At 65.4% G+C, this 20,191-nt stretch carries 16 protein-coding genes; 9 read left to right on the top strand and 7 right to left on the bottom strand.

Annotation, left to right across the window (positions count from 1 at the left end):
• Positions 1–5: 5 nt before the first annotated feature.
• Both DW352_RS25085 and DW352_RS25090 read right to left on the bottom strand, forming a co-directional pair.
• Entirely contained in the window at positions 6–374 is a 369-nt protein-coding gene (locus DW352_RS25085) for a hypothetical protein (RefSeq protein WP_115693891.1), read from the bottom strand.
• An 86-nt stretch (positions 375–460) separates the two neighbouring features.
• The gene (locus tag DW352_RS25090; protein ID WP_245434245.1) at positions 461–1,105 is read right to left on the bottom strand and encodes a TetR/AcrR family transcriptional regulator; all 645 of its coding nucleotides are present in this window, start codon (positions 1,103–1,105) and stop codon (positions 461–463) included.
• Between the two features lie 531 nt (positions 1,106–1,636).
• On the opposite strand from DW352_RS25090, the gene DW352_RS25095 reads away from it, so the two are divergent.
• The 3 genes from DW352_RS25095 (at position 1,637) to DW352_RS25105 (ending at position 5,919) form a co-directional block, all read left to right on the top strand.
• Positions 1,637–2,689 carry an HlyD family secretion protein gene (locus DW352_RS25095; protein ID WP_342634884.1) on the top strand — a complete coding sequence of 351 codons (1,053 nt, stop codon included), beginning with the start codon at positions 1,637–1,639 and terminating at the stop codon, positions 2,687–2,689.
• A 21-nt stretch (positions 2,690–2,710) separates the two neighbouring features.
• Entirely contained in the window at positions 2,711–4,312 is a 1,602-nt protein-coding gene (locus DW352_RS25100) for a DHA2 family efflux MFS transporter permease subunit (RefSeq protein WP_115693893.1), read from the top strand.
• Between the two features lie 158 nt (positions 4,313–4,470).
• Complete coding sequence (locus DW352_RS25105) at positions 4,471–5,919, top strand: MFS transporter (RefSeq protein WP_115693894.1); 1,449 nt, start codon at positions 4,471–4,473, stop codon at positions 5,917–5,919.
• A gap of 55 nt (positions 5,920–5,974) precedes the next feature.
• On the opposite strand, the gene DW352_RS25110 is transcribed toward DW352_RS25105, so the two are convergent.
• Both DW352_RS25110 and DW352_RS25115 read right to left on the bottom strand, forming a co-directional pair.
• Entirely contained in the window at positions 5,975–8,080 is a 2,106-nt protein-coding gene (locus tag DW352_RS25110) for an alkyl/aryl-sulfatase (RefSeq protein WP_115693895.1), read from the bottom strand.
• A gap of 242 nt (positions 8,081–8,322) precedes the next feature.
• Positions 8,323–11,931: a hydantoinase B/oxoprolinase family protein gene (locus DW352_RS25115; RefSeq protein WP_115693896.1), complete on the bottom strand. Its 3,609-nt coding sequence runs from the start codon at positions 11,929–11,931 to the stop codon at positions 8,323–8,325.
• Between the two features lie 163 nt (positions 11,932–12,094).
• Between DW352_RS25115 and DW352_RS25120 the strand changes: the two genes are divergently transcribed.
• The 3 genes from DW352_RS25120 to DW352_RS25130 all read left to right on the top strand — a co-directional run bounded on the left by DW352_RS25120 (position 12,095) and on the right by DW352_RS25130 (position 15,009).
• On the top strand, positions 12,095–12,640 hold the full coding sequence (locus tag DW352_RS25120; RefSeq protein WP_115694600.1) for a TRAP transporter small permease: 546 nt from the start codon (positions 12,095–12,097) through the stop codon (positions 12,638–12,640).
• Positions 12,640–13,956: a TRAP transporter large permease gene (locus DW352_RS25125; RefSeq protein ID WP_115693897.1), complete on the top strand. Its 1,317-nt coding sequence runs from the start codon at positions 12,640–12,642 to the stop codon at positions 13,954–13,956. The genes DW352_RS25120 and DW352_RS25125 overlap by 1 nt, the downstream gene beginning before the upstream one ends.
• A gap of 72 nt (positions 13,957–14,028) precedes the next feature.
• A complete protein-coding gene (locus DW352_RS25130; RefSeq protein ID WP_115693898.1) occupies positions 14,029–15,009 on the top strand; it encodes a TRAP transporter substrate-binding protein in 981 nt (326 codons plus the stop codon).
• A gap of 57 nt (positions 15,010–15,066) precedes the next feature.
• Here the strand turns inward: DW352_RS25130 and DW352_RS25135 are convergent, their stop codons facing one another.
• Together DW352_RS25135 and DW352_RS25140 are read right to left on the bottom strand one after the other, a co-directional pair.
• A complete protein-coding gene (locus DW352_RS25135; protein ID WP_162827193.1) occupies positions 15,067–15,951 on the bottom strand; it encodes a DMT family transporter in 885 nt (294 codons plus the stop codon).
• A 55-nt stretch (positions 15,952–16,006) separates the two neighbouring features.
• Positions 16,007–16,891, bottom strand: coding sequence for a LysR family transcriptional regulator (locus tag DW352_RS25140; protein WP_115693900.1), 885 nt, complete (start codon positions 16,889–16,891; stop codon positions 16,007–16,009).
• Between the two features lie 94 nt (positions 16,892–16,985).
• Here DW352_RS25140 and DW352_RS25145 point away from each other — a divergent pair, with 94 nt between their 5' ends.
• Genes DW352_RS25145 through DW352_RS27530 form a run of 3 tightly spaced genes read left to right on the top strand, consistent with a single transcriptional unit; the run spans position 16,986 to position 18,271 of the window.
• The gene (locus DW352_RS25145; RefSeq protein ID WP_115694601.1) at positions 16,986–17,408 is read left to right on the top strand and encodes a CidA/LrgA family protein; all 423 of its coding nucleotides are present in this window, start codon (positions 16,986–16,988) and stop codon (positions 17,406–17,408) included.
• Complete coding sequence (locus tag DW352_RS25150) at positions 17,380–18,099, top strand: LrgB family protein (RefSeq protein WP_115693901.1); 720 nt, start codon at positions 17,380–17,382, stop codon at positions 18,097–18,099. The genes DW352_RS25145 and DW352_RS25150 overlap by 29 nt, the downstream gene beginning before the upstream one ends.
• Positions 18,100–18,136: 37 nt before the next feature.
• Positions 18,137–18,271, top strand: coding sequence for a hypothetical protein (locus DW352_RS27530; RefSeq protein WP_281011355.1), 135 nt, complete (start codon positions 18,137–18,139; stop codon positions 18,269–18,271).
• 55 nt (positions 18,272–18,326) lie between these two features.
• Here DW352_RS27530 and DW352_RS27535 read toward each other — a convergent pair whose 3' ends face one another.
• Entirely contained in the window at positions 18,327–20,072 is a 1,746-nt protein-coding gene (locus tag DW352_RS27535) for an OmpA family protein (RefSeq protein ID WP_115693902.1), read from the bottom strand.
• Positions 20,073–20,191: the final 119 nt, after the last annotated feature.

Here is a 20,191-nt window from a genome sequence, read left to right on the forward strand (position 1 = left end):
TGGCGCTACTTGCACTTTTGCAGCTTGAGCGTGCCGCCCTTCTGCAGATCGAGCGCGATGTGGTCGGGATCGACTTGCACCAGCGTGTAGGTCACGGCCGCGTTGCTGATCTGGCCGGTGGTGAACACGTCGACGATGCGCCAGCGCGCGTTGCCCTCCGGCGTTATCGACTTGTTGCGATAAGCGGGAACGCCGCCCTTGCTGTCGGTGCGGGTGTTGCCGGTGAACTCGATCACGCGCTTGCCGGTGCAATCGATCGGACCTTTGTCCGTGCTCGCGCTCTCGCCCCATCGGCCGGAAACGGGATAGCTTGCCGCCATTGCGGGGCCGGCGAGAGTGGCGCAGAGCAGGACCAGGAATGCGGCGCGGGACATCGGCAGTTCCTCCTGGCTTTAAACTGGCATCGTTGCGCCGCGGATCAAGCGCGCACGCCGCGCGATGCTTAACGTCAGCTTGATCGCTAGTTCGCGCGATAAGCCCTGAGGAAGGTGCGCACCGCGATACCGACGACATAATCGATACGCTCTTGCGTCGGCGGCGGACCGAAGTTGAACAGCATCGGCTTCAACATCGTGGCGTGGCAGGTTTCGATGAATTGCGCGGCCGCGATCTCGCAGTCGTCGACCGCGAGGATGCCGGCGTCGGTCTGCGCCTGGAGATAAGCGGCGAGACTGGAGAGGCCGCGGGCGGGGCCGGCTTCGTATAGCTTGCGGCCGACTTCCGGCATGCGCTCGGCGACGGCGATGACCGTGCGCCAGGAGGAGAGGCGCTTGGGATTGCCGACCGCCTTGACGAAGGCCTTGCCGTGGCGAAGCAGCACGGCCTCGACGTCATGATCGTTGTGGTCGAAATCGAAGACGCCGTCGGCCTGCATGATGCATTCGCTGCACACCATGCCGTCGAACAGGTCGTCCTTGTCCTTGAAGTAGACGTAGAGCGTGCCCTTGGACACGCCGGCCGCCTTGGCGATGTCCATCATGCTGGCGGCGTCGAAGCCGCGATCCAGGAACACCCGCCTTGCGCCATCGAGGATCTGGCGCCGCTTGGCATTGTCTTCGTCCGTCTGGGGGGCCGGATTGGACAGCATTTCCGCCGTATCTGACATCGTCTGCGCTCCCTTCAGCGCGAATCTCCAAGGTTTCCAACGCACTCAGGTCCAAATAGCACCGAATCCCCGCGGTGCACGGACTTTTGAACCACTCCAGACTATTGACCGAACCGTTCGGTCAAAAAAATCGTTGACAGCGGCCAAAGGAAATCTATGTTGACCGAACCGTTCGGTCAATAGACCGCTGCCGACCTTCTGGAGTGAAGAATGCAACCGGAGCGTAGCCAAACCGGCCAAGAGACCTTGGCTTCGGACCGCCTGATAGGGGTCCGGGGTCCGCACGCCGCTCAGCGGGCGCGGGCCCTCCATCTGGCTGCCGTTGCCGAATCCGCTTCTCCGGCTGTCGAGCCGGACGCTCCAGAAGTTCCTTCCACCGAGCCGCTCGCCTCTCCGGCGGCGGACCGGGGATCGCCCGCCGCCGACGCTAGTGCCCCCCACGCGAAGGCGGCGGGCGAACCAACTGCCGCCACGACCGCGCCGGCCGGCGGTAACCGGCGCAAGCGCTTTCTCCTCGGCGGCATCGCCGCTTTGGCCGTCCTCGCCGCCGGCTGGTACGGCACGCATTGGCTGACCGTCGGCCGCTTCCTGGTGTCCACGGACGACGCCTATGTGCGCGCCGACACGACGACGCTGGCGGCCAAGGTGTCCGGCTACATTTCCTCGGTCGATGTGACCGACAACACATTCGTTCATGCCGGCGAGGTGATCGCCCGCATCGATGACGGCGACTATCGCCTCGCCGTCGATGCCGCGCGCGACAAGGTCGCGACGCAACGCGCGACCGTGGCCCGCATCGGCGAACAAATTCCGGCGCAGGAAGCGGCCGTCGAGCAGGCCCGTGCGCAGCTCGTGTCGGCGCAGGCGGCGGCGACGCGGGCGCAGTCGGAGCTCACGCGCCAACAGGCGCTGGCAGTGCGCGACTTCGCGAGCAAGCAGACGCTGGAGCAGGCGCAAGCCACCAACGATCAGGCGAATGCCTCCGTGCAGAGCGCCAAGGCCGCGATCGATGCCGCGATCGCCAATGTCGCGGTGTTGCGGGCGCAGCAGCAGGAGGCGGCGCGCACGCTGCAGGAGTTGCAGACGGCGCAGGCGAAGGCCGAGCGCGACCTCTCGTTCACCCAGATCAAGGCGCCGATCGACGGCGTCATCGGCAACCGCGCCATCCGCGTCGGCGACTTCGTGCAGACCGGGACGCGCCTCGCGAGCCTGGTGCCGCTCGACGAGGTCTATATCGACGCCAACTTCAAGGAGACGCAGCTCGCGCGGCTCAAGCCGGGCCAGCCGGTGGACATTCGCGTCGACGCGCTGCCCGACCACGACATCACCGGCACGGTGCTGAGCGTGTCGCCCGCGTCCGGCTCCGTGTTCTCGCTGCTGCCGCCCGACAACGCCACCGGCAACTTCACCAAGATCGTGCAGCGCCTGCCGGTGCGCATCCAGCTGCCGCCCGATGTCGCCGCCAAGCGCCTGCTGCGCCCCGGCATGTCGGTCGTTGTCGACGTCAACACCAAAGCGAACACGTCGGTCGCCGCCCATGGCGACATGACCTTCGCCGCGCAGGCCGCAGGCCGCGTGCGCTGAGTACCGGTGGAGGCTGATCGTATGAGTACAGCCGCCACCACGACCGCGCTTCCGGTTCCCGCTCGTTCCCCGACGGGTGGTGCCGGAAGCGCGGAATCTCTTTCGAGGCGCCGTCTGTTCGGCTTCATCGCCATGTGTTTCGGCATGTTCATGGCGATCCTCGACATCCAGATCGTCTCCGCCTCGCTCACCGAGATCCAGGCCGGCCTGTCAGCATCGGCCGACGAAATCCCGTGGGTGCAGACCGCTTATCTGATCGCCGAAGTGATCGCGATCCCGCTGTCGGGCTTCCTGTCGCGCGCGCTCGGCACGCGCATGCTGTTCTCGATCGCCGCCGCGGGTTTCACCTTGTCGAGTCTCATGTGCGGCTTCGCCACGTCGATCGACAGCATGATCCTTTGGCGGGCGCTGCAAGGTTTCATCGGCGGCGGCATGGTGCCGACCGTTTTCGCCTCCGCCTATCTGCTGTTTCCCGGCCCGAAGCAGAAGCTCGTCGCCCCGGTCATCGGCCTCATCGCCACGCTAGCCCCGACCATCGGTCCGACCGTCGGCGGTTATGTCACCGACGCGATGTCCTGGCACTGGCTGTTCTTCATCAACATCGTGCCCGGCATCATCGTCACCGTGGCCGTCTATCTGCTGGTCGATTTCGACAAGCCGGACTACTCGCTGCTGCAGAATTTCGACTGGTGGGGCCTCATCAGCATGGCCGGCTTCCTTGGCTCGACCGAGTACGTGCTGGAGGAGGGGCCGCGCTACGGCTGGTTCGACGACGGCGCCATCGCGTTGTTCGCGGTCGTCGCCCTCTTGTCCGCGCTCTTCTTCTTCGCGCGTGTGTTGACCGCGCGGGTGCCGATCGTCGATCTGCGCGCTTTCACCAACCGCAACTTCGCGCTCGGCAGCTTGTTCTCCTTCGTGCTCGGCATCGGCCTCTACGGCCTGACCTATCTCTATCCGGTCTATCTCGCGCAGATCCGTGGCTATGACGCCTTGATGATCGGCGAGACCATGTTCGTGTCGGGCCTGGCGATGTTCGCCACGGCGCCGATCGCCGGCCAGCTCTCCCAGCGCTTCGATCCGCGCTTCGTGTTGATCGCCGGCTTCCTGCTGTTCGCGGCGGGCACCTGGCAGATGACCTTCGTCACCAAGGACTGGGACTTCTGGGAGCTGTTGTGGCCGCAGATCTTCCGCGGCGTCGGCCTGATGCTGTCGATCGTGCCGGTGACCAACACGGCGCTCGGCACGCTGCCGCCGGACCGCATGAAGAATGCGTCCGGCCTGTTTAACCTGACGCGCAATCTCGGCGGTGCGATCGGCCTGGCGCTGATCAACACCGTGCTCAACGATCGCATGGACCTGCATCTCGCCCGGCTGCACGAGGCGGTGACCTGGTCGCGCGGCTCGGCGCTCGAGACGCTCGACAATCTGACGCAGCGCTTCCAGGGCTCCGATGCCGAGCAAATGGCGCTCAAGCAGATGATGGCCTTGGTGCGTCAGCAGGCGAGCGTGATGAGCTTCGCCGACGTGTTCCTCTTGCTGACGGCGATGTTCCTTTGTCTCGCGGCCGCCGGCATTGTGATGAAGCGTCCGGCGCCGGTCGCGGCCGGTGCGGGTGGACACTGAGCGCCGCCGGAGCGCTCGCCTTCATCTTCAAGTCGTGCCCTAGCCCGGCTACCTGATCGCAAATCGTTGCACTGCAACATGCCGTGCGGCGAGGTAGGCGTTCGCGGCCGCGCGGACCTACCATTCCTGGCGCGCATGATTCTAAAGCCCACGGGTCCGTGGCCGGCTGGTATGAGGCACTCATGAGTGTCCACCAGGAATCACGCGCGGCCGGCGATCTGTTAGGCGCGGGCGGAGAAAGCCGCCCCGTTCACCGCGGATTGGTCTTCGCGATCGTCGCCCTCGCATTGCTGATGATGTCGATCGACACGACGATCGTCGCCACGGCTTTGGACGCCATGCGTACCGGCCTGCGGACGTCGATCGGTTGGACCGGGTGGACCATCACGGCATATTCCCTCGGCTTCGTCGTGATGCTGCCGGTCGCCGGACGATTGAGCGAGCTGTACGGGTGCCGGAAAGTGTTTCTCGGTTCCATCGTCGCCTTCACGCTCGCGTCTCTATGCTGCGGGATGGTCGACAATATTTATCTGCTGATCGCCTTGCGCGCGGCGCAGGCGGCCGGCGGCGCCGGCTTCACGCCCTCGGCCACCAAGATCATTGTCGATAACTTCGGCTCCGCGCGCGATCGTGCGTTGGGCTTGTTCGGCAGCATCTTCTCGATCGGCGCGATGATCGGCCCGGTGTTCGGCGGGCTCTTTGTGACATACGGGTCCTGGCGGGCCATCTTTCTGGTCAACGTGCCGATCGGCTTGACGGTCGCTGTGCTGGCGCTGCGCTACGTGCCGGCCGATCGCCCGCGGCCGGCGGGGACCCGTCCGAAGATGGACGCCCAGGGTATCGCGCTCCTCGGTAGCGGCCTGCTTTTAGGGATGCTGGCGATCAGCTATCTCGGTGCGGAGGGCGCCGATACGCGATTGTCGTTGTTCGCGGCCGGGCTGGTGCTCGCCATCGTCGCGCTGTGGCTGTTCTTTCGTCACATTAAACGCTCGGCCAACCCGTTCATCCCACCGCACTTGATCAGTGGGCCGGGCTTTGGGGCGGTGAACCTGCTGAATGCTGTCTACGGCGGCGTCTCTTCGGCTGTGATCGCGCTCGTGCCGCTCTACGCGCTCGATCGCTATGGCCTCAGCGCATTGAACGCCAGTGCCTTGCTTTTCGCCCAAGGCGCGGCCGCCATCATCTTGTCGGTCGTTTGTACGTTCGCCCTGCGGCGCACCGGCTACAGGGGGCCGTTGTATGTGGGCGGCGCCATCATGGCGGCCGGGATGCTGATGCTCGCGCTCAGCCCGGTCGCGGGCGTCACGCCGTTCGTGTGGCTGTGCGTCTCGACGTTTCTGGTCGGCGTGGGCCGCGGTATGAACAACCCGGCCAGCCGCAACGCCGGGCTGCAATTGGCACCCAAGAGCGCATCGACCCTCGCGGCGCTGCGGACGATGTGCATGCAGATCGGGACGATCGTCATGGTCACGGCGGATACGGCGCTGCTTGCCAGTTCTCACGATCCTGGCCGGATGCAAGCGTTGCTCTATGGCGTGGCCGCGGCTTTGGTGATGGCGAGCCTGTTACTGATCGCCCGCGTGCCGGAGCACAACGGTTCATGGTAGTTGCGCGCGCGCCGGTGCGGGACGTCATGCCCCGCGCCGGTGCCCATCGGCGCATCTACTCCGCGATCGGCAGGCGTATATCGTCCGCCTCGTACGGATCCTCCTTCGCCAAGACCGTTCTGCCTTTCGTGCCCGGCATGACTTCGAAGCGGGGATCGAACTCGACCATGGTCGAGGCCAGCTGCTTCAATATGCCGGCGTTGCCTTCCACCTTGGCGCTTCCGTCGGCAATCTGCGCTTCGAGCGATTTCTGCCCCGTCATCGTCTGTTCGAGATCGGACCGATTGATGGTGAGGGTCAGGTCGGGCTTGTTGGAAAGGTAACCCTTGATGTTCGTCAGCGTGGCGTTCTCCAGCTCGACGATAAACTTCTCGCCGTTGTCCGGCGTGATGAGGTTGATCGTGAACCTCATGCCTTCGGCCTTCCGACTGTCCATGCGGATGCCCAGGAAGTTGAGGAACAATTCGGTCGACATCGCGCGCACGACCTCGGGACTGCTGGATTTGGCGGTTTCCCCTTGGGGGATTCCGGTTCGCAGTTCGTATGCGCCGGCGAGGAAGCTGTTGCGGAGGCCCGGATTTTCCTGCTGGTAGCCGATCTGCTCGAAGATGTCCGCCAGCAGGTCCTTGGCGGCTGAGTTCTGCGGTTCGGCCTGAACCAGCTTGTTCACGATCTCCGAAGCGAGGAGATACTTTCCCTCGTCATGCAGTTGCCGGCCCCGTGCCAGGATTTTGTCCGCGCCGCCCATCATCTCGACGTAGAGCGGCGCGGAGTCGTGCGGCGATAACGGAATGAGGGTGGTCGGGTTGCAGTCCCAGAAGCCGAGATAGCGTTGAATGACGCCGCGGCTGTTGTGCTGCGCCGAGCCGTGATAGCCGCGGCAGAACCACTTGCGTTGCAGGTCCTTCGGCAACTCATAGACGTTGTGAACTTCGTTGATGGTGACGCCTTGGTTGGCGAGATGCAGCACCTGGTTGTTCATGTGCGCGTAGAGGTCGCGCTGTGCGCGGAGAACTTCCTGAATCCTGGCGTTGCCCCAGCGCGGCCAATGATGCGAGGCGAACATGACCTCCGCCTCCTGGCCGAAACGATGGAGCGCCTCGCTGATGTATTTCGACCAGTTCAACGGATCGCGCACCTGCGCGCCGCGTAAGGTGTAGATGTTGTGCAGGGACGCGATGACGTTCTCCGCCATCCACAGCGCCTTCATGTCGGGGATGTAGGTGTTCATTTCCCGAGGCGCCTCGGTATTCGGCGTGTTCTGGAAGATCATCCTGACGCCGTCGACCTCGAATTCCTCGATGGGTTTTTCGACGTAGCGCGTCGGCGCGATCAGTCCCGGCGAACCCGCCGACACGGCCTGACCGAGGCCCTGACCGACATAGCCATGCGGGCTCGCCGGCAGCAGGACGCCGTACTGATAGAACAGTCGCCGGTTCATGGCGTTGCCGGCATAGACGTTCTCGGCAACCGTGAACTCCATGAAGTCGATCGGCGCGATCACGGGAATCTTGCCGGACCGCACGTCGGCGGCATCCACGATTCCCTGCACGCCGCCCCAGTGATCGGCATGCGTATGGGAATAGATCACGGCCGACACGGGAAGGCCCTGGCCGACATGCTGTTGGAACAGCTTCCACGCGGCGCGCGCCGTTTCGCGCGTAACCAAGGGATCGAAGACGATCCAGCCCGTCTTGCCGCGCACGAAGCTGATGTCCGACAGGTCGAACCCGCGGACCTGATAGATGCCCGGCACGACCTCGTAGAGGCCGTAATTGTTGTTCAACTTGGATTGGCGCAGCAACGAGGGATGAATGCTGTCAAAATCTTCTTGGCTGTTAAGGAACTGAAATCGTTCCATGTCCCACGCAACGTGGCCGGCGTCCGCCATGATCTTGAGATCAGGCATCGGCGCGATGAGACCTTTCTTTTGCTCCTCGAAATCTTTTGTGTCGTCAAACGGGAGCTCGGTCCGCACACGCCGGAGCGCATCCAAAGTGAATTTCGAAGGCGCCTTGCCTTTGGGATGAAAGTGACCGGTAGCGGGAGGCGCTGCTCCTTGAGCCAGCGCGGGACTGTCTTCCAGCATCAGATGGCTGCCGACAGCGAACGCGGTCCCGACCGCTGGAAGCGCTTGCACAAACTCGCGTCTGGTTGTCATTGCACTCTCTCCTTGAGGTGTTCGCAACACTCGCGCTCGGCGGAGCGCTCTGGCGTTGAGGTACATCAAGGCGAAAACGAAATGCCGTTCGCGGCCTGGCGCGAACGGGGGCAGACGCTACCGATAATACCGTCGTCGGTAGCGGCGTAGAGCGTGCGACATGAACAGATGACGCGAGCGGCCCGCGATCCGGCGCTCGCGTCCGCCGTTGAAGCGCTATGCCCCGGCCATGACGTTGTTACTCACGCCTTGCCATAGCCGCCGGCCGTCGGTGTTTGGATGATCACCGCTTCGCCGGCGTCGATCACCGTTTCGTCGCTGCCCTTCAGCTTCTCCATGGTGCCATCCTTGCGGCGCACCCAGTTCTCGCCGACCTCGCCGGCTTCGCCGCCATCGAGCCCCGGCGGGCGTATGCGGCGATGGCCGGACAGGATGGTGCAGTCCATCTTCTCCAGGAAGCGGATGGTGCGGCGGATGCCGTCGCCGGCGTGCCATTTGCCTTTGCCGCCGGATCCCGTGCGGATGTGGAAGTCCTCCAGCACCACCGGATAGCGGAATTCCAGAATCTCCGGATCGGTCAGGCGCGTGTTGGTCATGTGCGTGTGCACGGCGTCGGTGCCGTTGAAGCCGGGACCCGCCGGCGAGCCGGAGCAGATCGTCTCGTAGTACTGATACTTGGCGTTGCCGAAGTTGAGGTTGTTCATCGTGCCTTGCGCGGCGGCGAGGGCGTCGAGCGCGAGGAACAGACAGTTGGTCACCGCCTGCGACACCTCGACATTGCCGGCGACGACGGCGGCCGGATATTCCGGCTTCAGCATCGACTTCTGGGGGATGACGATGTTGATCGGCCGCAGGCATCCGGCGTTCATCGGGATGTCGTCGTCGACCATGACGCGGAAGACGTACAGCACGGCGGCGCGCGTCACCGGCTCGGGCGCGTTGAAGTTGGTCGGCTGCTGGTCCGACGTGCCGGTGAAGTCGACGGTCGCCTCGCGCTTCTTCTTGTCGACCGTGATCTTCACCTTGATCACGCTGCCCTGGTCCATCTCATAGCTGTATTCGGCGTCGTGCAGCCGGTCGATCACGCGCCGCACGCTTTCGGCGGCGTTGTCCTGCACGTGCTGCATGTAGGCCTTGACCACCGGCAGCGTGAACAGCGTCACCATCTTGCGCAGCTCGGCCACGCCCTTCTCGTTGGCGGCGATCTGCGCCTTGACGTCGTTGACGTTCTGCACCGGGTTGCGCGCCGGATATTTGGCGCCGAGCAGCGCGGCGACGAGCTCCTTCTCCCGGAACTTGCCGCGGTCGACCAGCTTGAAGTTGTCGAACAGCACGCCTTCCTGCTCGATATTGGTCGCGTTCGGCGACATCGAGCCGGGCGAGATGCCGCCGACGTCGGCGTGATGGCCGCGCGAGGCGACCCAGAACAGGATGTTCTTCTTCTTGTCGTCGAACACCGGCGTGCAGACGGTGATGTCCGGGAGATGCGTGCCGCCGTTGTACGGCGCGTTGATGGCGTAGACGTCGCCGGGCGCGATCCTGCCCTTGTTCTCGCGGATGATGGTTTCGACCGCGCGGTCCATCGAGCCGAGATGCACCGGCATGTGCGGCGCGTTGGCGACGAGCGTGCCGTCGGCGGCGAACACCGCGCAGGAGAAGTCGAGCCGCTCCTTGATGTTCACCGAGTAGGCAGTGTTCTGCAGCGACACGCCCATCTGCTCGGCGATCGACATGAACAGGTTGTTGAACACCTCGAGCATCACCGGATCGGCATGCGTGCCGATGGCGGCGGTGCGCTTGAGCTTCTTGATGCGCGCGAGCACGAGGTGGTTCTTGGCGGTGAGCTCGGCCTGCCAGCCGGGCTCGACCACGATGGTCTGGTGCGGCTCGATGATGATGGCCGCGCCCTTCACTTTGGCGCCGGGCTTGAGCTGGTCGCGGGTATAGACGTTGGCCTTGTGCCATTCGCCCTGCGAGAAGAACCTGGTCTTCTGCGCCGGCTTCGGCAGCGGCGCGGACGAGCGCCGCACGGCCTTCTCGTTGAACTTGGCGCCGCCGCCGACGGCTTCCACCGAGACGGCTTCGATCACCAGGTCCTTGTTGCGGTCGATGAAGCCGAAGCGCGCCTTGTGCGCCTTCTCGAAGGCGCGCTGCATGGCGGGCAGGGCGCCGGCGCTCACCGTGAGCGCCGTGTCCGTGCCGGCGTAACGGATATGCGCGCGCACGATCAATTTGATCTTGGCCTTGGGCACGCCCTGGCCGGCGACTTCGGTGACCACGTCCTTGCCGAGACGTTTGGCGGTGCGCTCGAGTGCGGTGAGCGCCTTCGCGCCATAGGGCAGCTCGATCGCCTGCTCGCGCGTCGCGCGGATATCGGCGAGGCCCATGCCGTAAGCCGACAGCAGCGACGAGAACGGATGGATCAGCACCTTGGTCATGCCGAGTGCATCGGCAACTAAGCAGGCGTGCTGGCCGCCGGCGCCGCCGAAGCAGTTGAGCGCGTAGCGCGTGACGTCGTAGCCGCGCTGCACCGAGATCTTCTTGATCGCGTTGGCCATGTTCTCGACCGCGATCTTGATGAAGCCGTCGGCGATTTCTTCCGGCGACTTGTCGCCGACCTCCTTGGCGAGGGCATCGAAGGCGGCCTTCACGGCATCGCCGTCGAGCGGTTCGTCCTGATGCGGGCCGAAGATCTTCGGGAAGAACGCCGGCATCAGCTTGCCGAGCATGACATTGGCGTCGGTGACGGCGAGCGGGCCGCCGCGGCGATAGCAGGTCGGGCCGGGATTGGCGCCGGCCGAGTCAGGACCGACGCGGAAGCGCGCGCCGTCGTAATGCAGGATCGAGCCGCCGCCGGCCGCGACCGTGTGGATCAGCATCATCGGCGCGCGCATGCGCACGCCGGCGACCTCGGTCTCGAAGGTGCGTTCGTATTCGCCGTCGAAATGTGACACGTCGGTCGAGGTGCCGCCCATGTCGAAGCCGATCAGGCGGTCGAAGCCGGCCTGCTTGCCGGTCTCGGCCATCGACACCACGCCGCCGGCCGGTCCGGAGAGGATCGCGTCCTTGCCCTGGAACAGATCGGCAGCGGTGAGTCCGCCGGACGACATCATGAACATCAGTCGCGCGCCGGATTTGTCGGTGTCGAGCGCGCCGGTCACGCGCGCCACATAGCGGCGCAGGATCGGCGACAGATATGCATCCACGACAGTGGTGTCACCACGGCCGACCAGCTTGATCAGCGGCGAGACTTCGTGGCTGACCGACACCTGGGCAAAGCCCATCGCACGCGCGAGATCGGCCACCTGCTTCTCATGCGCGGGGAAACGGTAGGCGTGCATGAAGACGATGGCGACCGCGTCGATGCCGTCGGCCTTGGCGGCTTCGAGCGCCTGCCGCGCGCCGTCGAGATCGAGCGCCTGCTCCACAGTGCCGTCGGCGCGTACGCGCTGCTCGACCTCGGCGACGCGCTCATAGAGCATGTCCGGCTTGATGATGTTTTTGGCGAAGATTTTCGGCCGCGCCTGATAGCCGATCTTGAGCGCGTCGCGGAACCCCTTGGTGGTGATGAGCAGCACGCGATCGCCCTTGCGCTCAAGGAGCGCGTTGGTCGCGACGGTCGTGCCCATTTTGACGGCGTTGACGCGGCCGGGCGGGATCGGCTCGCCCGCTTTCAGCCCCAGCAGGTCGCGGATGCCTTGCACGGCGGCGTCGGCATAGGCTTCGGGGTTTTCGCTGAGCAACTTATGCGCGACCAGCGAGCCGTCGGGCCGCCGCCCGACCACGTCGGTGAAGGTGCCGCCGCGGTCGATCCAAAAGTCCCAATGTGCTGGCGCGGTCTTTGCAGGCATTACGTACGGTACCTTGAGGCAAGAAAAGGGCCTGCACTATGTCCGCGTGCGCACCCATTAGACAAGCCTTTGTGCGCCTATCCGAAAGTCACAGCCTGCCGCCTGTGCAAAGGCCTTGCCTGCGGACAGCATCCACGGCCATCATGCCCTTGGGGCCCTCATGATGCGTGTGTTTCTCGACCGCCTTTACCTGTTCTCCGGCTACGCCGCCGGGGCGTTCCTGATCCTGATTTTCGGGATCATGATGTTCATGTCGGTGGGGCGGCAATTCGGCTTCAATATTCCGGCCGGCGACGATTTCGCGTCGTGGTGCATGGCGGCGATGGCGTTCCTCGGCCTGGCGCACACCTTCAAGAAGGGCGAGATCATCCGCGTCGGTCTCGTCGTCGAGCAGTTCACGGGCAGGAAGCGCTGGGCGCTGGAAGTGCTCGCGCTCACCATCGCCACGGCCTTCACGCTCTATTTCACGTGGCACGCGGTGACGATGACCTACGACTCCTGGCGCTTCAACGATATGGCGCAGGGTGTCCTGTCCGTGCCGCTGTGGATCCCCCAGATCGGCTACGCCAGCGGACTCTTGATCCTCGCGATCGCGCTCGTCGACGAAATGGTCGACGTGCTCAGGGGCAACAAGCCGACTTACGAGAAGGAACCGCCGTCCTCGCCCGATGAGTTCGTGGAGCGCGTCGCTTCGGGTGGGGCCGGCTGATGCACGATATCGGCCTCGTCAATCTTGCGCTGATCCTGCTCGGCGCGCTGATCCTGATCCTCGGCAGCGGCGTGTGGATCGCGGTGACGCTGGGGCTCATCGGCTTCATCGCCATGTGGCTCACCACCTCGGTGCCGATCGGCTCGGTGCTGGCGACGACGGTGTGGAGCGCGAGCGCATCCTGGACTCTGGCGGCGCTGCCTTTGTTCATCTGGATGGGCGAGATTCTCTTTCGCACGCGGTTATCGGAGGAGATGTTCCGCGGGCTGTCGCCGTGGCTGCAATGGCTGCCCGGCCGGCTCGTGCATGTGAACGTCGTCGGCTGCGGCATCTTCGCCGCCGTGTCCGGCTCGTCGGCGGCGACCTGCGCCACCATCGGCAAGATCGCGCTGCCGGAGCTCGAGAAGCGCGGTTACGACCCGGGCATCAGTCTCGGTTCGCTCGCCGGCTCCGGCACGCTCGGCCTGCTCATCCCGCCGTCGATTCCGATGGTGGTCTATGCGGTGACGGCCAACGTGTCGGTGCTGCAGGTTTTTCTCGGCGGCTTCCTGCCGGGCCTTTTGGTGATGGCGCTTTATTCCGGCTACATCATCCTGTGGTCGATGCTCAATCCGAGCAAGATTCCGCCGCGCGACCCGCCGATGTCCTTCAGGCGGAAGCTCGCCGAGTCGACCAAGCTAATTCCGTGCCTGCTGCTGATCCTCGCCGTTTTCCTGGCGCTGGTGTTCGGCTTTGCCACCGCGACCGAGTGCGCGGCCTGGGGCGTTGCCGGCGCGCTGCTGCTCGCATGGTGGAGCGGCACGCTGAACCGCAAGACGTTCTTCGAAAGCGTGATGAGCGCCACGCGCCTCACCTGCATGATCATGTTCATCCTCGCCGGCGCCGCCTACACCACCGCGGCGATGGCCTATACCGGCATTCCCGCGGCGTTGGCGGAGTGGGTGAAGGGCCAGCATCTGACGCCGAGCATGCTCGCGTTGTATCTGTCGATCATGTACATCATCCTCGGCTGTCTCATCGACGGCATTTCGATGATCGTGCTCACCGCCGTCGTGGTGCTGCCGATGGTGCAGCAAGCCGGGCTCGACCTCATCTGGTTCGGCGTTTACCTCGTTATCCACGTCGAGATGGCGCAGATCACGCCGCCGGTCGGTTTCAATCTGTTCGTGCTGCAGAACATGAGCGGCCGCGACACGCTGACGGTGGCGAAAGCGGCCTTTCCGTTCTTCATTCTGCTGCTCGCCGCCGTCTTCATCATTACGGAATTTCCGCAGATCGTCCTGCTGCTGCCGCAACTGGCGTTCCCGCCCAGTTGAGGCCGCATCGGCTCCTGCGTAAGCTTGCCGAAAGAATTGCATTCGTAGCGTTCATAACCCGAGAGGCGACACATGATTACTTTGTCCCGCGCTTTGCTCGTGGCCGCCGCGGCGGCCCTCGTATCGGCCGCGCAACCGGCCGCCGCGCAGACCAAATGGAATTTGCCGGCCGCTTACCCGGCCGACAATCCGCACAGCGAGAACCTCGCTTTGTTCGCCAAGGACGTCGCCGCCGCGACCGGCGACAAGTTGCAGATCACGGTTCATGCCAACGCATCGCTGTTCAAGGCGCCCGATATCAAGCGCGCCGTGCAGACGGGTCAGGTGCAGATCGGCGAAGTGCTGATGTCGCTGCACGAGAACGAAGATCCGATCTACGGCGTCGACGTGGTGCCGTTCCTTGCCACGAGCTTTGCCGAGTCCAAGAAGCTATGGGCGGCGTCCAGGTCGGCGGTCGAGAAGAAGCTCGCCTCGCAGGGCATGATGCTGCTGTTCGCCGTGCCGTGGGCGCCGCAGGGCATCTACGCCAAGAAGGACCTCAACTCCGTCGAGGATATGAAGGGCCTCAAATGGCGCGCTTATAATGTCGGCACCGCGCGCATCGGCGAACTCGTCGGCGCGCAGTCGGTGACGGTCCAGGCGGCCGAACTCGCGCAGGCGTTGGCGACGGGCGTCGTCAATGCCTTCATGACCTCCGCCGCCACCGGCTACGACAGCAAGGCGTGGGAGTCGGTCGACCACTTCTACGACACGCAGGCCTGGATCCCGAAGAACATGACCTTCGTCAACAAGGCAGCCTTCGACGCGCTCGACAAGCCGACGCAGGACGCGCTGCTCAAGGCCGCCGCCGCCGCCGAAACGCGCGGCTGGAAGATGTGGGAAGACAAGAGCGGCTGGTATCTCGATCAGCTCAAGGCCAAGGGCATGAAGGTGCAGGCGCCGAGCCCGCAGCTGCAGGCCGGCCTCAAGAAGATCGGCGAGCAGTTGACCGCCGATTGGCTGAAGAAGGCGGGCGCTGGCGGCGAAGCGGTGATCGCCGCATATAAGAAGTAAGCGGGCACACATTGGCGCCCGTCTTGCGAGCGCGCGGGTTCGGCCCGCGCACTCTTGTTATATCCGTCGCGTCACCCGCATCCGCTGACCAATGATCACGGTGCCGACCACGGCAGCGGCGTAAGCGAGCGTCGTGACCTGGATCGGCTCGCCGTTCACCGGCGCAGCGAGGGCGACGATGATGAAGGGTTGCAGCAGCGTCAGCTGCCCGACGCGGGCAACGCCGCCCATCGCCATGCCGGCATTGAAGACGAAGAACGCGCCGTACTGACTGACGAGGCTGACGTAAGCGAGGCCGGCCCAACCCTGCCACGGCACGGCCGGGAAGGGCGAGGGCCACAACAGAATGGTCACGATCAGCGCCACCGGCAGGAACGCCGCGACCTGCCAGGAGATGACCTCCCAGCCGCGCATGGTCATGCTCAACCGCCCGGACAGGGAGTAGCCGAAGCCGCCGGAGATCACGGTGCCGAGCAGATAGAGATCGCCGATCGAGACCGTGCCGGCGTCGCTGTGCGTCGCGACGAAGAAGATGACAATCGCCGCGCCGGCGACGCTCGCGAGCCAGAAGCCGATGCTCGGCCGTTCATGGGTGACGACGGTCGCGGCGGCGACGGTCGCGAGCGGCAGGATGCCGAGCACCACGCCGCCATGTGCCGCCGGTACGTTGGCCATCGCCAGCGCCATCAGAATGGGAAAGGCGACGATGGTGCAGAATGCCGTGATCGCCAGCGGGCCCCACATGGCGCGCGGCGGCACGCGGCAGCGCATGACGAGCAGCACGATGAGCCCGGCGAGGCCGGCAATGCACCAGCGCACCGCCGTCAGAAAGAACGGATCGAGATAGGCGACCGCCAGGCGCGTTCCCGGCAGCGTGCCCGCGAACAGGCAGACGCCGAGGAAACCGAGGGTGATGCCGAGCTTTTCGCGGGAGGACGTCATGAGAGACGCGCACGCTAATGCATATTCGCGCGCAAGCAAATGTCGGCGCTGACGGCTACGTCTTGCCGCCGGTGCCGCGCACGAGATCGAGCCAGGCCCTGCCGGCATGAGACAGATAACCGCCGCGCCGCCAGATCATGGCGATGTGCCAGTCGGTATCCGGCTCGTCGAGCAAAACGTGCCGCACCGTGGGATGTTTGCGTTGAGCGGCGATCATGCGCGGCAGGAAGGCGATGCCGAGCCCGGCGGCGGCAAGCTCGACGACGAAGTCGATCTGGCTGCTGCGCGCGACGACGGTCGGTTCGAAGCCGTGGCGGCGGCAGGCGTCGAGGATGACGCGGTTGAGCGCGAAGCCGGCTTCGAACAGGATGAACGGCAGATGCTGCAGCGCCGGCAGGCCGATGGACTTGCGGCGCGCCAGTTCGTGGTTGACCGGCAACAGCGCGACCAGCGGTTCGCGCTTGACCTCCTGCCATTCGAAGCCGTCCGACACCGGCAGCAGCGACGCGGCGAGCTCGATCTCGCCCGACAGCAGCACCTCCTCGAGGCGGGAGCTGCCGTACTCGACCAGGCGGATGTCGATGCCGGGATATAGATTGCGGTAGGTCGCGAACAGTGGCGCGAACAAGGTGCTGCTGCCGACGGGCGGCAGGCCGAGCCGGAGCGTGCCGCGCTTGAGGCCGCGCAGCTCGTCGAGCTCGGCGAGGAGGTCGTCGCGTTCGGCCAGCATGCGCAAGGCGCGCTGAAAAACGATGTCGCCGGCCGCGGTCAACGTGCTGCGGTGGCCGACCCGGTCGAGCAGCGGCACGCCGATCTCGTCCTCGATCTGCTTGACCGCCTTGCTCACCGTCGACTGTGTCGCAAACAGGGTCTTGGCCGCCGGCGAGAAGCCGCCCTGGCGCACCACCTCGACGAAAGCCCGCAGGGTCCTGAGATCCATCGCTATTCCATATCAGAATAGAGATTAGTCTATCAATTCATTTTGCGCATGCCGCAGTGCAGCATACATTTTGAGTCGTGAAAGGAAGCTTCTCATGACCGCGCGATCGATCAGCACCCAGGTGCGACACTTTATTCATCGCCGGTGGCTGGCCCAGGTGGGGATCCTTTTCGGGTTCTGGCTGCTCGGCGAGGCGGCCGTACGGTTGACCGGCCTGCCGGTACCGGGCGGCGTTGTCGGCATGCTGGTGGTGCTGGTGCTGCTGACGACGCGGCGTCTGAGCGTGTTCAGCATGCGCCGCGGCGCCGAATGGTTTCTCGCCGAGATGATGCTGTTCTTCGTGCCCGCCGTTCTGGCGCTGCTCGACCACGGCGAACTGCTCGGCCTTCTGGGCTTGAAAGTGCTGGCCGTGATCGTCGGCGGCACCATCGCGGTCATGGCCGTGACCGGGCTGACCGTGGATCTCTGCTCCCGTTGGACATTACGCCATGCCGTATCTGGCCCCGATATTGAATGATCCGCTGCTCGCGGCGGTCTTCTGGTCGGCGGCGACCATCGCCGTTTATCTTGTCGCCAAGCTCGCCTATCGGCGCTGGCGCCGCTGGTGGCTGATGCCGCTGGCGCTGGCGCCGATCATGCTGATCGTCGCGGCACTGGCCCTGCATACGAGTTACCACGACTATATCCGCGGCACGCATTGGATCGTCGCCTTGCTCGGTCCCGCGACGGTCGCCTTCGCCGTGCCGATCTACGAGCAGCGCGCACTGATCCGCCGCTATTGGCCGGTGCTGGCTTTCGCGATGGTGGCAGGCAGCATCACGTCGATGGCGACGGCCTGGGCGCTCGCCTCGGTACTCGGCCTCAATGACGCCCTGCGCCTCAGCCTTTTGCCCCGCTCGATCAGCACGCCGTTCGCGATGGCGGTGTCGGGCGAGATCGGCGGCGTGCCCGATCTGACGGCGGTGTTCGTCGTCATCACCGGCATTCTCGGCGCGGTGATCGGCGAAGTCATGCTGGCCCGCTTTCCCGTCCGCTCGGCTATGGCGCGCGGCGTGCTGCTCGGCGTGAGCGCGCACGGTGCCGGCACCGCCAAGGCGCACGAGATGGGCCGGGAGGAGGGCTCCATCGCCGGCCTGGTGATGGTGCTGGTCGGGTTGTTCAACGTGCTGTTCGCGCCGGTTCTCGCGATGGGCTTGCATTACATCTGAGCGCAACGGCGAGATCGCGAACGCCGAAGTCGTCGGCATGGTTGTGTTCTCGTCGTTTCAGATGGCGGTGCGGCTTTGGCTCATGCGCGAGCCGGCGCGGGTGGCGGACGGCATGCGCGAGCTCGCAGCGTTCATCGACGTCATCCTGAAGGGGCTTCAGCCGCGCAATTGAAAAGCAAAAGGCCCGGCGGGTGCGCCGGGCCTTTCGTCGATCTTGACCGCAACGATCAGCGGCGCGGTGGCGGCGGCGGTGCGCTCGCCTGCTGATCGATCAGCGGCGTGATGCGGCGGATCGCGACGCGCCGGTTGGTGCGCGAGGGACCATCGGTCGGGTCCTTCAGATACTGTTCGCCGTAGCCTTGCGTGACGAGGTTCTCCGCCGGCACCTGGAACTGCTCGGTGAGCGCGACCGCCACCGCTTCCGCGCGCCGGTCGGACAGCGACAGATTGTCCTCGTCGTTGCCGGTCGCATCGGTGTGGCCTTCGATCAGGAACACCTCACGCGGATTGCGCGAGATCGCCCGATTGAGACCATCGGCGATGACGTTGAGCTTGTCGATCTGATCCGGCGTGAGCTGCCAGGAGCCGCTGTCGAAATTGATGTCGAGATCGACGCGCGGCATGCGCGCCCGCAGCGGTTCGCTGAAGCGCACTTCATCGAGCGTATAGCGCTGCTCGATGCGTTCGACCGGCGGCGCCATGAACGCGCCGTAGATCACGTCGGGTTGCGCGTCCCAGGCATCGACGATGTAGCGGTCGCGCGGGATGCGGATCACCGGCGGCGGCGGATCGACGAAGTAAGCCGGACGGGCAAAGCTGTTGTCGATGATCACGACCTGACGCCCGTCCGGATAACGGCGCACGCGCCGCACCAGCCGCCCGTCGGCATCGGTGATGTTGATGATCGTGTTGTTGTTCGACCGCTGCACGATCGTGAAGGTCTGATTGCCACGCCGGTCGACGCGCACGTCACGTGCGCCGATGGCGAAGCGGTTCTCTTCGTTGTGGCGGATGTAGGTGCGATCGCCTTGCCGCACGATGACCCGGTCACCTTCGCGAATGAAGGTGTTGCCGTTCTGCTGGGTCTCGTGACGCTCGCGGCGCACCTGATCCATCGTCGGCGCCGGCCCCTGATTGTCGCGGCGGATGAACTCGCGCGCGTCGCGCGGCTGCGTCGACGGCACGATGGCGGCCGCCGGGGGCGGCGGCGGTGCGGCGCCACGCTGCTGTTGCGGCGGCTGGCCGTTCGGCGGCGGCCCGCGGAAGTTCGGTTGCGGCGCGGGTGGCTGCTGGCCCGGAGGCTGACCGTTCGGCGCCGGTCCGCGGAAGTTCGGCTGCGGTGCCGGTTGCGGCTGTGCTTGCGGCTGCGGAGCAGGCTGTGGTTGTGCTTGCGGCTTGGGCGCAGCGGGTGCCGCGGCCGGTGGCGGTGTTGGAGCCGCATGCGGCGGCGGCGTTTGCGGACGCTCTTGCCGTTGCTCCTGCCTTTGCTCCGGCCGTTGATCGCGACGGTCGTCGCGGCGCTCTTCGCGTCTGTCTTCACGACGCTCCTGACGCGCTGGCGCGCCCGGCGGCGGCGATGGCGGCGCGGCTTGAGGACGTGACGGCGGCGGCGCGCTCGGGGCGGGCGGCGGCGGCGGCGCTTGATGTTGCGGCTGTTGCGGCGGTGCCGGCGGCTTCGGTGCGGCCGCGGGTGGCGGCGCCGGTTGGTGCGGCGGCGGCGGAGCCTGATGCTGCGGCGGCGCCGGTGGCTTGGGCTGCTGTGGCGGCGGGGCCGGCTGCTGCCTGGGCGGCGCATGCTGCGGGCCGCGCACGGCCGGCGGCTGCTCCGGCTTCTTCTCTTCGGCCGGCGGCGGCGCCACGGCCTGCGCCAAGAGAATCGGCGCGTCCTCCGCGTGCGCGGCGAACGCCTGCGGGGAGGCGGCCGACATCACCAAAACGGCGGTGCTGGCCAAGAGAAACGAGTTGGTCTTCATATGAGGAGATGCTCCGAGGGGCGTGGCGAACGGACGTTCTGTCAATCATCCAGCAGTGCGCTGAACCGTGCCGGTCGGCGAAACACAACGTTCGTTGCGATCCTCTGTTCCCGCGTATC

It is taken from the genome of Pseudolabrys taiwanensis (assembly GCF_003367395.1).
GTDB classification, from domain to species: Bacteria; Pseudomonadota; Alphaproteobacteria; order Rhizobiales; family Xanthobacteraceae; genus Pseudolabrys; species Pseudolabrys taiwanensis.

What these genes read in the sequence shown, in the direction of transcription:
- DW352_RS25085 (WP_115693891.1), bottom strand. Translation starts at nt 374, where the DNA reads ATGTCCCGCGCCGCATTCCTGGTCCTGCTCTGCGCCACTCTCGCCGGC.
- DW352_RS25090 (WP_245434245.1), bottom strand. Translation starts at nt 1,105, where the DNA reads ATGTCAGATACGGCGGAAATGCTGTCCAATCCGGCCCCCCAGACGGAC.
- DW352_RS25100 (WP_115693893.1), top strand. Translation starts at nt 2,711, where the DNA reads ATGAGTACAGCCGCCACCACGACCGCGCTTCCGGTTCCCGCTCGTTCC.
- DW352_RS25110 (WP_115693895.1), bottom strand. Translation starts at nt 8,080, where the DNA reads ATGACAACCAGACGCGAGTTTGTGCAAGCGCTTCCAGCGGTCGGGACC.
- DW352_RS25115 (WP_115693896.1), bottom strand. Translation starts at nt 11,931, where the DNA reads ATGCCTGCAAAGACCGCGCCAGCACATTGGGACTTTTGGATCGACCGC.
- DW352_RS25120 (WP_115694600.1), top strand. Translation starts at nt 12,095, where the DNA reads ATGCGTGTGTTTCTCGACCGCCTTTACCTGTTCTCCGGCTACGCCGCC.
- DW352_RS25125 (WP_115693897.1), top strand. Translation starts at nt 12,640, where the DNA reads ATGCACGATATCGGCCTCGTCAATCTTGCGCTGATCCTGCTCGGCGCG.
- DW352_RS25130 (WP_115693898.1), top strand. Translation starts at nt 14,029, where the DNA reads ATGATTACTTTGTCCCGCGCTTTGCTCGTGGCCGCCGCGGCGGCCCTC.
- DW352_RS25135 (WP_162827193.1), bottom strand. Translation starts at nt 15,951, where the DNA reads ATGACGTCCTCCCGCGAAAAGCTCGGCATCACCCTCGGTTTCCTCGGC.
- DW352_RS25140 (WP_115693900.1), bottom strand. Translation starts at nt 16,891, where the DNA reads ATGGATCTCAGGACCCTGCGGGCTTTCGTCGAGGTGGTGCGCCAGGGC.
- DW352_RS25145 (WP_115694601.1), top strand. Translation starts at nt 16,986, where the DNA reads ATGACCGCGCGATCGATCAGCACCCAGGTGCGACACTTTATTCATCGC.
- DW352_RS25150 (WP_115693901.1), top strand. Translation starts at nt 17,380, where the DNA reads ATGCCGTATCTGGCCCCGATATTGAATGATCCGCTGCTCGCGGCGGTC.
- DW352_RS27530 (WP_281011355.1), top strand. Translation starts at nt 18,137, where the DNA reads ATGGTTGTGTTCTCGTCGTTTCAGATGGCGGTGCGGCTTTGGCTCATG.
- DW352_RS27535 (WP_115693902.1), bottom strand. Translation starts at nt 20,072, where the DNA reads ATGAAGACCAACTCGTTTCTCTTGGCCAGCACCGCCGTTTTGGTGATG.